The sequence below is a fragment of the Bradyrhizobium sp. AZCC 2262 genome (assembly GCF_036924535.1).
Lineage (GTDB): Bacteria > Pseudomonadota > Alphaproteobacteria > Rhizobiales > Xanthobacteraceae > Bradyrhizobium.
On the sequence record NZ_JAZHRT010000001.1, the window covers coordinates 588,393 to 602,763 of the forward strand.

Genomic DNA, 14,371 nt, shown 5'->3' on the forward strand with positions numbered 1-14,371 from the left:
GGCAAAAAGCGGCAATCAAAGGCACGAGTAGCCGCACGATGAAGAAGCCCCCAAATATCGCAGACAGCGACGCCGGTCGGGCTGCACCATCCGTGATGCCGGCCCTGCTGTTGGGCATGGCGGCTTTCCTCACCAACTTCGACGTGACAGCAGTGGTCATTGCATTGCCGACGGTCGCGCGTGAACTCGGCTTCGGCATTGCCGGATATGCCTGGGTGATGGATGCCTACAGTTTGGCCTTCACGGCCTGCCTGTTGTTTGCGGGGGCGTTGGCGGATCGCTATGGGCGGCGGCGGGCGATGCTCGTTGGCAACGGCATCTTTGCGCTCGCGTCCTTGGCGTGCGGGATGGCATGGGACGGACCGGCGCTCCTGATCGCTCGCGTACTGCAGGGGATCGGGGCCGCGTTCATCCTGACTGGCGGTTTCGCGCTGATCGCTAGTGTCTACGCGCAGGCAAGGGCGCGTACAAACGCGTTTGCCTTGGTTGGTGTCTTGTCTGGCGTCGCCATGGCATTTGGTCCGACAATGGGCGGACTTGTCTCATCGTGGATCGGCTGGCGCTGGATTTTCCTCGTCAACTTGCCAGCCTGCGCTTTGGTCGCGTGGGGCGTACCGCGGCTGGTCGCGGAAGCGCGCGAGGCGGTGCCCCGGCCGCTCGACATTTTGGGCGTCGTATTGTTCACATCAGCGCTTACCGCGCTTGTCGAGGCACTGTTGCATGTCCGCACATCGACGTCGCATATGGTGGCGGGTCTCGCGCTGAGTGCGGTGTTTCTAACGGTATTCGGCATACAGCAGCGAAGTCGCGACAACCCGATCCTCGATCCCGGCATATTCGTTCAGCGGGCCATGATCGGAATTGCGATCCTCCTGTGCGCCGTGTCGATCGGCTACTGGGCGATCCTCGTCTACTTGCCCCTCTTCTTTGCTGCTGCTTTCGACTGGTCCTCGGAAGTGGCCGGTATTGCGCTGCTGACGGCCACGCTGCCGATGCTGTTCCTGCCGCCATTGGGCGGCCGGCTTGTCGATCGTCTGGGATGGCGGCTTCACTTCGCCTTGGCGCTCGCGATTTTGGCTGCCGGCAATGCCACCATTGTGATCGCGCTGATCTCGGATGGTTCAGCGCCGGCGCTAATTCCGACCTTCTGCGGGATCGCCGCTATTGGGGTCGGCGTCGCTTTGGCGCACCCGCAACTGTCCGGCGCGGCCGTGTCGCTTGTGCCGCCGGATCTTGCCGGCCTGGCATCTGCCGTGACAGTCGTCATGCGCCAAGCCGGCTTTGCGGTCGGCATCGCGGCTCTCGGCGCGCTGCTTCATACCCAGGGATCGGCGATCAGCTACATCTGGTTGTTCTCGGCAGCGGCAATGGCATCAGCGGCGGGACTGGTCGCGGCGCTCGTCTTGCTGCCCGCACCAGCGGCTGCGTCAAAAAAGTAGCAGCGCTCGCGCTGAAACCGCTGGTGGCAGGCGAAGTCTTGCGATGGCGTTGTTCGCTCACAGGTTGTACATTGTGGCGACCATCGCAGTTTCGCTCCAAACATAGCCTCGTTTCACCACTGCGCCGCCAGACTTAAACATAGTCGCGCCCGAACTGCGCTCTTCTGCTTGCTCCCGCAACATGTGTTGCGTTTGCGTGCGTGAAGAGGTGCGTTGATGCGTTTTGCTTCCTGGGGGTTTGTTGCCGCTTGCGGCTTTTTACTGGCAGGTCCGGTGGCGAAGGCTGCCGAAATCCGTATTCCGGACCTGCCTCCGCCTCAGTACGACTGGACCGGATTCTATGCGGGCGTTTACGGCGGCGGCGCGTATGCGGCGTGGGCCTCTGACTACTGCCGAAATGGTGCTTGCCGTCATGCAAAGGGGCAGGCGAGCGGCTTCGCCGTCGGCGTCTATGGCGGCTACAATTTTCAGTTCGCCAACCGCTTTGTGATCGGCGGTGAACTCGATTGGGGCAAATCCTCGTCGTCACAGGACGAACTCATCTTTGGCGACGGCGCGCTACTGTCGAGCTTCGGCGCATTCGGCTCCGCTCGGTTGCGCGCCGGCTACGCGTTTGACCGCCTGCTGGCGTATGGCGCCGTCGGCGTCGGCTTCGCCAGCATCAGCAATGGCTACCGCTATACGATCCAGAAGGGGTGCGACACCCTGCAGCAGGCGATCTGGGACGAACAGGTCAAGGCTGGACTGATCGTGGGCGGCGGCTTCGAGTATGCTTTCACCAGGCATTTGGTCGGGCGTGGCGAATATCTCTACGCCGACTACGGCAGCGTCACGCTGACCAGCAAGGACCGCACACGGGCTGAATTCCGCAACGAGATGCATCTCGTGCGCGTCGGCGCCAGCTATCGGTTCTGATATTTTGCGCTGGAACGATCCGGCAGCGATTGCTGCCGGGTCGTCGGTTGCTTCAGTCGCGTTGTTGCACGTGCGGTGCGGTAATCGCCTTGCGGATCGCCGCGAGCGGCGCGGTGTCGTCGAACTCGATGTCCTCGCCAATCCGCTTCAATCCGAGGTCGCGCCATAGCGCAGCGAGATCGGGGGTCATCGGCTTCGGCCCCATTTCGTTGTGGAGCCGGGTCAGCACGTCGACGCCGACGGCCTTGTCGGCGGTTGCGAAAATGCGCTCGATCGACCAGTCCTGCTCATGATTGCCGCCGGCGGCGAGCACGCCGCGCATCGCGTCCTGCAGGCCGAGGCGATTATTGGTTCGTTTTCGAATTTCGATATCGGCCAGCAGGCAGAACATCGCGCCGCCCCAATATTTGCGGCCCCAGGTGCCGGTGTTGTCGAGACCCTGGTCGCCGGCCTGCGGCAAGCCTTTCGGCATGTCGCGCATCATCGCCCGCCAGATTTCCCGCGCGTTAAGGTCTCCGGCCTGTACCCGCGCGATCGGCTCGACATAGACGGCCAGCCCCTCCGACAGCCAGGCGTAGCGATCGGGCATATCGGGCAGGGCGGTATGCACCATCTCGTGCACCATCACCCAGTCGCGCCGCAAGACATCCTCGGTGGAATCGCGGCCGAGCGGAATGCGAATGGCGGCGCCGCGATAGCCCCACGTCGTGCCGCCGCGGATGCGCCCGCCGTCGACGGGCACCAATAGCAGCCGCAGCGAGGCGACCGGAAACCGCCCGTAATAGGTCGTGACGGCCCGGGCCGACATCCTGATCCAGTCGAGCAGTTGTTCTTTTGGCAGCGTGATGTCACCCGGCGCGAACGCGACATGGATGGTGCCGCCGGGCACTTCGAGATCGGTCCTAGGCAGACGGTCGAATGCATCGTAGGGCATGCGGTCGCCGCGCATATATTCCGATTGCGCGTCGGCGCGGAACGATAGGGCGCTTGCCAGCATCGCGGCGAGGACGGCGGCGGCAACGGTCCAGCGAAAGGCGCCGGCGGCTTTCATCGCAATACGCTTTGGACCGGGGCCGATCGGTGTTCGCCGGGCCCGTGTGCGATGAACGTGGCGGCCTGTTCGTGGAGATCATCAAGCATGGCGGCGAGCAGGGCTTCGCCCTTGGCCGATGTCGCGCGGGTCGGATCGCCAAAGCTGCCGGAGCGGCTGTAGTTCGGCGAATTCGGGTCCGATGGCGTCAATGCGCCCGGCGTATCCTGTTTCAGGGTGGGGCTGGCTTCAGCGCGCGTCATGTCGACCAGATGCGGCGCCAGCGCCAGCATCAGCGACGTTTCCAGTTCGTCGGCATGGCTGCCATGGCCCTGCTCGGCCAATTGCCTGGCCACGCGCGGATAGCGCGGCCCTCCGTGGATCCACAAATGCTTGACCCGCTCGCTCGCGAGCCGCGCCAGCGCGCGATCGACCGGCGCCAGCGTGCTGATCCCGGTATTGAGCACGAGCAGCTTTGGGCATCCGCTGCCGAGAATCTGCCCCGCCACCTCGCGCACCAGCGCCTCGAAGGTCGAAATCGACAGGCTGCTGCTGCCAGCATATTCGACGAAGGCGGGGTAATGGCCGTAGGTCAGCGTCGGCCAGACCAGCGCGTCGATTTTTTCCGCCATCTGGCCTGCGAGCCATTCGGCCTGAATGCGGTCGGTGTTGAGGGGGAGGTGGAAGCCGTGCTGCTTGGCCGCGGCGCCGATCGGCAATATTGCCACCGCGCCATCACCGATGCGTCGCGCGACTTCGTCCCAGTGCATGCGCTCGATGAAATGGCGATCGGTGTCTATTTTCATTCGGCGGGCGACCCTCTTTATGATTATGAGCCGACGGAAACATCCGTCAAGAGTCCTGCCGTGATCCAACCATGCAGATAGCCCGCGCCGCGGCCTGCCGCGCTGTCGGGATCGTCATAGGTGGCGAGCATTTCGCAGAGCACGCCGAACGGGACGCCGTTCGCGGCCTCGTCCCACATCATCGCTTCCTCCGCCGAAAGTTCGCGGAACATCGGCGTGACATCCTGGCGCCAGATCAGGAGATGCGCGGGCTGCTCCAGTCCGGTCGCGTCCGGCGGCACTTCGTCGTTCTTGAGCGCGAGCCAGATCGCAGCCGCATTGGTCGCCAGCTCAAGCCTGGATGCACTGGGATGCGGCCGGAGCCTGAGGCCCGACCATGCTTCGGGCGCGAAGCCCGCCATGTCGGTCAGCTCGACGACCTTGCCTTCCGCGGCGTCGAAGGCGTCGTTGAGCGCCTTTTCGAGTGCCGCGAGATCGGACAGCTCCGGATGCTCGGCGTAGGGTGTGGTCGATTTCAGGAATTCCGGCAGACCTTGCGAGAACCAGCGCAGGTTCGGATTCCCGGACGGGCACGCCTTGACGTAAGCGTGGCCCATCTCGTCGAACATCTCGTCACCGAGATAAAGATGCAGCAGCTCATGGTCGTTGCGCATGGCCTCGACCAGCCGCGACCCATACGCATAGCGATAGACCCCGAACAGAACCTCGCGCTTCTCGCGCGGGCTGTCGAGGATTTCAGCCAGCACCGTTTCGTCGCCATCGAGGATGCCGCGCTGAAACTCGGCCTGCTGTCGCGCGAAGTCGCTCATCCGGCCTGCTTGCCCGCCGGCAGGATTTTCTCGGCCATCTCGCGGGTCCTGGCAACCTCGAGCAGCAGTTCGTCGAGCGGCGGGATGTTGTCGTCGCGCTCGATCATGGTCGAGACCCGGCCGAACCGCTTCAACGCCGCGGCATAGAGATCCCAGACATCCTCGCATACGGGATGGTCGTGGGTGTCGATGATATGGGTGCCCATGTGGCTGTGGCCGGCCATGTGAAACTGCACCACGCGATCCGCCGGAATTCCGTTCAGGAAGGTCAAGGGATCGTAGCCGTGGTTGAAGGCGCTGACATAGACGTTGTTGACGTCGAACAGGAGCCAGCATCCGGCACGTCGCGACAACTCGGACAGGAATTCCCATTCCGTCATTTCGGAATTGTTGAACTGGACGTAGGTCGAGACATTCTCCAGCACGATCGCGCGGCCGAGGAAGTCCTGCACCAGTTGCACGCGGCTGACGACGTGGTCGAGCGCTTCCCTGGTGTAGGGAATCGGCAGGAGATCGTGCAGGTTCTTGCCATGGACGCCGGTCCAGCACAGATGGTCCGACACCCATTTCGGCTCGACGCGCCCAGCGAGATCCTTCAAGGCCTGCAGATATTCGAAATTCGGCGGGGCTGTGGAGGCGATCGACATCGACACGCCGTGCATCACCACGGGATAGCGTTCGCAAATGCGATCGAGCGTGCGCAGCGGCTGGCCACCGGGCAGCATGTAGTTTTCGCTGATGACCTCGAACCAGTCGATCGGCGGATTGCCGCTCAGGATTTCGTCGTAATGCTGGTGGCGCAGGCCGAGACCGAAGCCGAGGAAAGGCGGCTTGGCCGATGTCGCCGGACGGTCTGCAAGCGCGGCCGCCGAAGTGTCTGGCAATCTGCTCGCGACGTTCATCTCGTCTCCGCTCGAACGGGTCAGCCAAACGAGGCGTGTCCCGGACTGGGCCGTCAACCTAGCATGGATACGAGGCCCGGCCTACACCGGGCCCCGATCGGACCGTCATTAGGACGGCATATACTTGCCCTTGGCGGCGTCGCACTTTTCCTTGGTCATGGCCGAGAAGCCCTGGCCCTTGCAGGCGTTCTGGCCCTTGCAGGAATTTGCCCCGCCCTTGCAGGCGCTCTGGCCCTTGCAGGCATTGGCGCCGACGCACTTACCTTCGCCGGCGGCATAGGTCACGGTCGACATGGTGGCGCCGGCCAGGAACAGGGTGGCTGCGGCGGCAGCAATGGCGGTGCCGGACTTCGAAGTCATTTTCATGGGTATCCTCCAGGGAAGTGTAGGGGTGCATCGCCCGCGGGCCGCGACAGTTCCGGCCGACAAACTGCACCCAGCGATAGCTACGCGGCGGGTCCGGATTTAGTTACACGGCGGGCCAACTTTATTTCGGCCACCGGCTCGAAACAATGAGGGCCCGGCAGCGCCGGGCCCTCACTGCACCCGCCGATCGATCAGCCCTTGACGAACTTGGCGCCCATGGCGGCGCACTGCTTTTCAGAGGTCGCCGAGAAACCCTGGCCTTTGCAGGCGTTCTGGCCCTTGCAGGCATTGCCCGCACCCTTGCAGGCGCTCTGGCCCTTGCAGGCGTTGCCGGCCATGCACTTGCCTGTGGCGGCGTTCGCCGGCGTTGACACCGTCGACACCACCGAACTGGCGAGGAACAGGGTGGCGGCGGCGGCGGCGAGCGTCGCACCGGACTTGGAATTCAACTTCATGACGATCTCCTCGATGATTGTTTGAAGACAAAACGTGACGCCGTGAGATCTGTTGATCGTTCGATCACAGATCCCGCCGACGCAGGGGAAGGGCGGATGGCAACCCGATCGCGGTGGCTTGCCGGAGAACGTCAGGTCTCCGTGATTTGATTGCGCATCCGAAACCAGCTACGGGGCATCAGGCGATTTGGTTACAGAGTTTCAAAAGAAAATTTTCTTTTTTTGCGGTTGGACATCCCGTCGATGTCTAACCCCGGCGGCGTGGGAGTATTTCGTTGCGCGCGCGCAACGGCCATGACACCCGCGGCGGCTAAGAAAATGTGCGGCCTCAACCGATTAGACGGGATGCCGACGCGCTTTTGTTTGCGCTGCACAATGGAATTGCGCTAGCCCCGCACCGGTTTCAGCTTCGCCATCTGCGTGACCGTGGCTCGAAGCTCCTCGGCATTGAAGGACGGAAACGAACAGATGCGGTTGCTGCAGGCGAACGCCGCGGGTTCGCCGAGGTCGGGATATTCAACGTCGGGGTTAGGCAGCTTGTCCTCGCGCAGATCCAGCCACTCCAGGCGCTTGTAGCGGGCCGGCAGCGCGCGGGCCAGCGCGTGCAAGTTTTTCGCGCGGACGTCGTCCTTGTGTCCGACGATCGTCATATGGGTCGGCTCGATTGCGAGTTCTTCGTCGGCGAGCAACACGCCGGGCAGGGGACGCATCATCCCAGCCGAGGCACTGGCGAGATAACGCATCGCATGAGCGGCCTGCTCGCGATAGCCCTCGTTGCCGAAGTAACGGTTGAGCAGGTTCATGAACCTTGCCACCTGCACCTGGTCGTCGATCAGCTTGGCGGGTCTTGCGAGCACGCCGGTCTTGCCTTCTGCGGTCTTCGAGGTCACGAAGCCGCCAGCGTTATCGCGGAAGGTCGCGACGAAATCGCCGGCCTTGGCAGCCGAACTGAGCCAGTCGCGATTTCCCGTCGCGGCATATAGATCGAGGAAGGCCTGGCCCATCGCGAGTGTATCGCCCAGAAATGGTCCGCCGCGATCCTTCTCGCCATGATGGAAACCGCCATCCGGCAGCGCGCGATTGTCGATCACCCATTTCGCCGCACGTTCTGCGATCACCAGCGCCTTCGGATCGTTGGTGACGTTGTAGTACGCGGCAAGCCCTGAAATGGCCCAGCCATTTTCGCGCGCGTATAAATTCTTGTCGATGCGTGGCATGCCCAGCTTGCGGCGCTCGCCGTCCGTCAGCGCGTAATATTTGTGTCCGTCGATGTCGTGGTTGAGATCGGCATCCTGGCTGACATAGAACGCGCCGTCAGGGCTCGTCAGAAATTCCGCGAGATAGCGTTCGATGTTGCGCGCGGCGGCAAGATATTTCGGATCCTTCCACAGCGCATAGGCCTGGCTGTATTGCCGGAGATATTGCGCCTGGAACGACATGATCTTTTCGAAATGCGCATGGGTCCAGGAGCCCGCTTCGGAATACTGGTACACGCCGCCCCAGACCGGATCGATCAGCGCAACGGCGGCATCGAGCGTCTGCCGGGCGCGCCTGGTCGCCATGGCGTCGCCGGCCTCGGCGCGGGTGATCGCAAGATCCATGCTGTCGGCGTCGATGTATTTCTGGTTCTCGCCCCAGCCGCCGAGTTTTTCCTCGTAGGATTCGTCGACATTCCTGGTCAGTGCCGCGCGCCGTTCCTTGTCTAGGAAGGCGGATGTCGAGGGCTTCACCTCAAAGGCTTCGCCGACCGACGGTCCCGGCGACGGATCATCGATGATGGCTTTCAGCAGCGCCTGCATCCGTTCGGGCTCGATATATCCCCGGATCTTGGCGATCTCGGTGCCGTCGGGACCGAACACGATGGTCGCCGGCCAGCCCCAGTCCCCATAGCGGCTCGACAGATCGGGATTGGCATCCTGATCGACCCGCACCGGCAGATATTTCGCGGCCAGCAATTCCCTGACCTCGGGATTGGCGTAGGTCGTCTTCTCCATGACGTGGCACCAGTGGCACCACACCGCCTCGAGATCGAGAATGACGAAGCGCTGTTCGGCCTGCGCGCGGGTGAACAGATCCTCGCTCCATTCACTCCATTTGGGCCCGTCCGACGCAAACGTGGGGGACGCTGCAAGCGCGGCGAGGGCGAAGGCGGCAAGGCGGACGAGTTTCATGGCGGCTCCCGGAAGCGGTGGCGTTTCGCCAGCTACGCGGCGGGCGAAATCCGGGCTCAGCTTTTCGGCGCTGTCACAGGATTGTGAGATCAGGTCGATTTCTCGCTGAGGCCGGTCGCGTTCACCAGCAGCCGGTCCAGTGACGCCGCGCCGGGACCGCAGATCGCCAGCCACATGAAGGCAGCAAAATAGGTCGCCTCCTCGAAGCCGAGCAGCGTCTCCAGTGAATCGACGTCGCCCCATTTCGCCGACCGGATGGCGACGACCATGACGACTGCCAGCATCGCGGCCGGGATTCGCGTGAACAGGCCGAGGATCAGCATCGCGCCACCGAAAAATTCGACGCCCGACACAAAGGGGGTCAGTATCTTGGGAAACGGAATGCCCCAACCGATAAAGTTCTCGGTCACCTGCGCCAGATTATTGAGCTTGCCCCAGCCGGTCAGCATGAAGGTGTAACCGACGATGAGCCGCATGATCAGGGGGCCAGCCCAGGAAAAATGCGATGCGATCTGCGCTGGCAACAGGATGAGAAGATTGATGATGAAATGCATGCGAACCCCCCTCTAAGTATTTGGTGTAATGCGAGGCCGCGATCTGCGGTCCCCCTAGACCCGGCGCGCTCGAAAAGTGCCGCGGCTGCGATGGCGGCAATCCGGCTCCGACAGCAATTTCGCAATGGCCGGCCCGCTTGTTACGGGGCCTAACCGAAATTTTGCAGTGCGGGGAAAGTCTCCAGCAGCCAGATGCTGATGCTGGTCACGGAGCCGGTCAAGAAGCCGATGCCGGTGATCACCATCAGGATGCCCATGGCATGCTCGACCTTGCCGAGATGCCGCTTCATCCGCGCAAACAAGGAGGAGAATTGTTCGACCATGAACGCCGCCAGCAGGAACGGGATTCCAAGCCCGGCGGAATAGACCGCCAGCAAGCCGGCGCCCTTGGTGACGGTGGCCTCGGCGGCCGCGATCGACAGGATCGCCGCCAGAATCGGCCCGATGCATGGGGTCCAGCCAAACGCAAAAGCAAGCCCCATGGCATAGGCGCCCCACAGCCCGACCGGTTTTGGCATCGTCATCCGGCCCTCGCGCATCAAGAGCCCGATCCGGGTCAGGCCAAGGAAATGCAGGCCCATGATGATGATCACGATGCCGGCCACGATCGAGAGCTCTGCCGACCAGGCGCGGATCAGGCCGCCGATCAGGGAAGCGCTGGCGCCGAGCGCCACGAAGACGGTGGAAAAGCCGAGCACGAACATCAGCGCCGAAGTCATCACCGCGCGCCTGGAGGTTTGGCCCGCCTCGCCATTGGCGACGTGCTCGATGGTCGCGCCGGTAAGATAGATCAGATAGGGCGGCACCAGCGGCAGCACGCAGGGGGAGAGGAAGCTGACGAGACCGGCAATCAGGGCCGCCGGGATGGAAACATCGTGCATTGCATGACCTTCGAGAATTGCCACAAGGCATAGCGCCGTACTGGCTTGTACGGAACAGGCAAACGATAAGTTTCGTGGCGTTCTGTCCCAACTTCGGTCACAGAGCCGTGTCCGGGGCGCCGAAATGGCCTCGCGGCTGAAACAGACGCTAGTATGGTCCCGTAATGCGGTGATCAGACCGCGCAACGGGACCTTTGCATGCGCCTCGGCATCCGCACCGCCATTTCGGCCCTCGTACTGACGTCCATCGTCGTCAGCGCCGTCGGCGTGCATCTGTTGTGGTGGCGCACTGCTCAGCAGGTCAGCCAGACGCTTGCCAACACCATCAACGACCAGATCGTTTCGGCCGTGGGCGACGAACTGCAATCGGTCACGACGGAGGCGCGCTCGTCAATGATGGCGGTACGAACGCTGCTGGCCGAAAAAGTGTTCGAGCCGCGCGATGCCAGGAAACGCGAAGTTGTTTTCCGGTCGCAATTGCTGTCGCAGCCGACCATCTCCTGGGTGGCGTTCGGATGGCCGGATGGATCGTTCTTTGCCGGACACAAGCTTGGCAACAACATCATCGAAATGCTCGAGATCACGCCCGACCGCAACATGCGCATCAATCGCTACGAGTTCGTCGGCAACGATCTTCGGCTCAAGGCGAGCTGGTTCGAAGAAACCGATTATTCCGTGACGGAGCAGGAATGGTTTCGAGTCACCAAAGAGACCAACGACGAATACTGGTCGACGCTGACGAGGCATCCGCGCGGCGAAGCGCTGGCGGCGGCCTTTTCGGCCCCGGTCGACATCGATGGGAAATCGGCAGGCGTCATTGCCATCATCATCGAACTGACCCGTGTCTCGAATTTCCTGTCGCAGCTCACGGTCGGCAAATCCGCAGGCGCCTTTATTCTCGAGCGGGACGGCAAGGTGGTGGCCTCACCCGATCCCGATGCCAGCGAGTTGGTGGCGCTGAAGACCGATCATCCGCTGTTGCCGGTCGCGGTCGACGCGATCCGCAATGCCGGCAGCGCCTACGAACCCGGCGAGGGGCAGCCGTTCAATACGACAGTAACTCGGGACGGCAAGGCCTATCAGGCCGTCATCACGCCGATTTCGTTTCCCGGTTGGTCGCTGGTAACGGTGGTGCCGGAATCGGAGTTTCTCGGACCCGTCCAGATGACGATCCGGAATCTGGTGATCGGCCTTGCAGTGTTGATCGTCTTTGCCGGGCTTTTGTCGGCATGGCTGGCCCAGCGCCTGATCGCCGCGCCGCTGATCAAGGTGGTCAACGAGATCAGGCATGTCGAGCGTTTTGACCTCGACAAGGTGCAGCGGCATCCGTCGCGGCTGACCGAGATCGGGAATCTTTCCGGCGCGATCGGCGACATGGCGCAGGGACTTGCCGCGTTCCGGAAATACATTCCGGCCGACCTGGTGAAGCGGCTGATCAGCGACGGCAACGGGGCGCGCCTCGGCGGTACGGTGCGGCCGATGAGCGTGATGTTCATCGACCTCGCCGGCTTTACCGGTATGTCGGAGCGGCTCGGCGACCGCATCATTCCGCTGCTGTCGCGCTATTTCGACAGCGTCTCGGTGCAGATCCAGGGCCAGAACGGCACCATCGACAAATTCATCGGCGATGCCGTGATGGCGTTCTGGGGCGCGCCGTCGCCCAACCCCGATCATGCCGTTGATTGCTGCCGCGCGGCGCTGGCATGTCGGCGCGCGGTGGAAGAGGCCGGCCTCGTCGACGACCACGGCGAGAGCGTCAAGATTCGCATCGGCATCAATTCCGGCGACATGCTGGTCGGCAATATCGGATCGGAAGTGCGGCTGAACTACACGGTGATCGGCGACGCCGTGAATATCGCAAGCCGGCTGGAGAGCACCAACAAGGCGTACGGCTCCACGATCATCATCGGCCCCGAGACCCGCCGGCTGGCGGGGAACAGCATCGTGGTTCGCGAACTCGACCGGCTGGCGGTCTATGGCCGCGCGGGCGGACTGCAGATCTATGAATTGCTTGATATGGCCGGCGAGTTCGGCGGGGCGCTCGACTGGGTGGCTTCCTATGAGGCCGGCTTGGCTGCATGGCGCGCGCGTGACTTCGAGGCCGCGATCGCTGCGTTCGAGAAGGTGCTTGAAATCCGTAACGACGCGGCGTCATCGGCGATGATCGAGCGCTGCCGGCAGCAGCTCGAAAATCCCGTCGGCGAAGATTGGGATGGCACGACGGTCGCGCGGACGAAGTAGATGCACTGCGTCACGGGCCCCCTCATGGTGAGGAGCGCGTAGCGCGTCTTGAACCATGAGGTCCGTCTGTGGCCTCACATCATTCGAGACGCCCGCTGCGCGGGCTCCTTAAGGAGAGCGCATCAGCGGGCTCCTGAATGGCCGCCAAGGGCGATCAACCGTCCCCTTCACATGAGCGGCGTTCTGCGGTCGCGGTGCGCGACGGGACATGTTTGCGGTTGGCGAGAATGGCTAAGAGAAACGGTGATCGGCGAGCGCTTAGCGGTCGTTGACCCTGTTCTAAGTAAGAAAGATGTGTAAGATCGGAGGGCTATTGACCTGGAGCTTTGCACATATGACATCCCTCTATGGCAAGCTTTTCAAATATCGGTCAAGGGCCGCTCGATCTCCGCTTGAGGACTACCTGACCGAATGCCTTACTGACCTGTTCAATCGTCTCGATGGAGAAACGCAGAAGCATTTTGTTCGTCGCGTTTTCATGCCGACCGGGGTGCAGCAGCAGTGGGACGAATTCAGCTCAGCCATCGACGTCATTCGAATGGAAACGCAGCATGTCATTTTGAAAGGGCGAATTGACTTAGTTGTATTTGCGGGAAGCGATCCGATCGTTGCAGTCGAGCATAAGATCGGTGCTCCTATAAGCGAGGACAGTGACGGCAACGACCAACTTGAAATTTATGGAAGATGGATAACTGCGTCCAAGCCAGATGCATTTCCGGGCGTTATCTGTCTGCTAACTCACCTCACTCAGCCTAATGAAGGCTTTCTAGATGAGGCGAGAAGAAGCTGCGGCGCTAAACCTCATGTTGTCACCTGGGGCTCCCTTGCCGCGGCTCTCATCAATATCAATGAGAATATCGGAACGCTGCAAGCCGATGTTGCAACGTTGATATGTGAACTTGTGCTGTTTTTGGAGGAGATGAACATGAGCCATGAGTTTGCTGGGCGTGACGAATTTGCGTCAGCGTTCGTCTATCTCCGAGCTGGTAGTCGGATGGACCACACATTCGAAACGATCTACAATCATGTAAAATCTTTGAAGGGCTGCTTTGCGACCGGCAGATCAATTCATGAATCGAGCTTGTATTTTGATACCAAGCGCAGCTTAATTTGGGGGTGGAATTTTCTCTCCCACCAAACATTCTCGGATCTTTTTTTTGGATACGGTATTGCGCTGGCGCCCGCGGTGACCTTTGGAAGCGCATCAATTCAAGCGCCCGATGCCGTGTTTCTATGCGTGGGGGCGGACAACAAGAGGAGCATGCAGTCATTGAGAGCTGCTAAAGATGTTCCGGAAAAGCCGTGGACGTACGTCGATCTTGGAGACTGGTCGGCAGTTATCTGCTTCAAATCCCTTCATTCGTTCATGGCTGACCCAGAACAATTTGCACTGAAAATGAATGAGTGGATCGACGAGTCGGAGGCGAGCGTGAATAAGTTTGTATCCTCATACTTGAAATAGCTGCCCGAGAGCGACCGTTCTCAAACTATCCTTTGCCAACCTAGCAACAGGGTAATTATCGCTAATTGGTACGGCCTCTCTTGGCCCCCTCAAAATTTGTGAGGAGTGACATGGACGTACCAACCATTCTTAACGATGCGGGAGAGCTGCTGGCCGACGATGTCTTTTCCTGTCGGAAGTCGGATAGGAATAATGTTGTCCGGTAGCGCCGCTCGAACAGTGGCAAAGCTACTTCTGTCATACGAAGGCCGATGGTTCAGTGTCATCGGTTGTCATTGTTGGGTTAGCACAAAACGGCCTTCGCCGGAGGCTATGCTTGGCGGTTCGCGAGCAGGGCCAA

The 14,371-nt window shown here is 61.5% G+C and carries 13 protein-coding genes; 4 read left to right on the forward strand and 9 right to left on the reverse strand.

Annotated features, from left to right (window positions below):
* The first annotated feature begins 38 nt into the window (after window positions 1–38).
* Both V1283_RS02750 and V1283_RS02755 read left to right on the forward strand, forming a co-directional pair.
* Window positions 39–1,439 (forward strand): MFS transporter, encoded by a 1,401-nt coding sequence (locus V1283_RS02750; RefSeq protein ID WP_334384909.1) that lies wholly within the window; start codon window positions 39–41, stop codon window positions 1,437–1,439.
* 216 nt (window positions 1,440–1,655) lie between these two features.
* Window positions 1,656–2,354 (forward strand): outer membrane protein, encoded by a 699-nt coding sequence (locus V1283_RS02755; RefSeq protein ID WP_334384910.1) that lies wholly within the window; start codon window positions 1,656–1,658, stop codon window positions 2,352–2,354.
* A gap of 52 nt (window positions 2,355–2,406) precedes the next feature.
* On the opposite strand, the gene V1283_RS02760 is transcribed toward V1283_RS02755, so the two are convergent.
* The 9 genes from V1283_RS02760 to V1283_RS02800 form a co-directional block, all read right to left on the reverse strand.
* On the reverse strand, window positions 2,407–3,405 hold the full coding sequence (locus tag V1283_RS02760) for a hypothetical protein (protein WP_334384911.1): 999 nt from the start codon (window positions 3,403–3,405) through the stop codon (window positions 2,407–2,409).
* Complete coding sequence (locus tag V1283_RS02765; protein ID WP_334384912.1) at window positions 3,402–4,190, reverse strand: creatininase family protein; 789 nt, start codon at window positions 4,188–4,190, stop codon at window positions 3,402–3,404. Before V1283_RS02765 ends, V1283_RS02760 begins: the two co-directional genes overlap by 4 nt.
* 23 nt (window positions 4,191–4,213) lie before the next feature.
* The gene (locus tag V1283_RS02770; RefSeq protein ID WP_334384913.1) at window positions 4,214–4,999 is read right to left on the reverse strand and encodes a DNA-binding domain-containing protein; all 786 of its coding nucleotides are present in this window, start codon (window positions 4,997–4,999) and stop codon (window positions 4,214–4,216) included.
* Window positions 4,996–5,901, reverse strand: a complete 906-nt coding sequence (gene bufB / locus V1283_RS02775; protein ID WP_334384914.1) for an MNIO family bufferin maturase — start codon at window positions 5,899–5,901, stop codon at window positions 4,996–4,998. The genes V1283_RS02770 and bufB overlap by 4 nt, the downstream gene beginning before the upstream one ends.
* Before the next feature lie 108 nt (window positions 5,902–6,009).
* The gene (gene bufA2 / locus V1283_RS02780) at window positions 6,010–6,267 is read right to left on the reverse strand and encodes a BufA2 family periplasmic bufferin-type metallophore (RefSeq protein WP_334384915.1); all 258 of its coding nucleotides are present in this window, start codon (window positions 6,265–6,267) and stop codon (window positions 6,010–6,012) included.
* Window positions 6,268–6,458: 191 nt separating this feature from the next.
* Entirely contained in the window at window positions 6,459–6,722 is a 264-nt protein-coding gene (gene bufA2 / locus V1283_RS02785; protein ID WP_334384916.1) for a BufA2 family periplasmic bufferin-type metallophore, read from the reverse strand.
* A gap of 386 nt (window positions 6,723–7,108) precedes the next feature.
* The gene (locus tag V1283_RS02790; RefSeq protein ID WP_334384917.1) at window positions 7,109–8,893 is read right to left on the reverse strand and encodes a thioredoxin domain-containing protein; all 1,785 of its coding nucleotides are present in this window, start codon (window positions 8,891–8,893) and stop codon (window positions 7,109–7,111) included.
* An 89-nt stretch (window positions 8,894–8,982) separates the two neighbouring features.
* Window positions 8,983–9,447 carry a DoxX family protein gene (locus tag V1283_RS02795; RefSeq protein ID WP_334384918.1) on the reverse strand — a complete coding sequence of 155 codons (465 nt, stop codon included), beginning with the start codon at window positions 9,445–9,447 and terminating at the stop codon, window positions 8,983–8,985.
* Window positions 9,448–9,596: 149 nt separating this feature from the next.
* Window positions 9,597–10,328, reverse strand: coding sequence for a cytochrome c biogenesis CcdA family protein (locus V1283_RS02800; RefSeq protein ID WP_334384919.1), 732 nt, complete (start codon window positions 10,326–10,328; stop codon window positions 9,597–9,599).
* A 198-nt stretch (window positions 10,329–10,526) separates the two neighbouring features.
* Here V1283_RS02800 and V1283_RS02805 point away from each other — a divergent pair, with 198 nt between their 5' ends.
* Both V1283_RS02805 and V1283_RS02810 read left to right on the forward strand, forming a co-directional pair.
* Window positions 10,527–12,569, forward strand: a complete 2,043-nt coding sequence (locus tag V1283_RS02805; RefSeq protein WP_334384920.1) for an adenylate/guanylate cyclase domain-containing protein — start codon at window positions 10,527–10,529, stop codon at window positions 12,567–12,569.
* Between the two features lie 334 nt (window positions 12,570–12,903).
* Window positions 12,904–14,031, forward strand: a complete 1,128-nt coding sequence (locus V1283_RS02810) for a hypothetical protein (protein WP_334384921.1) — start codon at window positions 12,904–12,906, stop codon at window positions 14,029–14,031.
* Window positions 14,032–14,371: the final 340 nt, after the last annotated feature.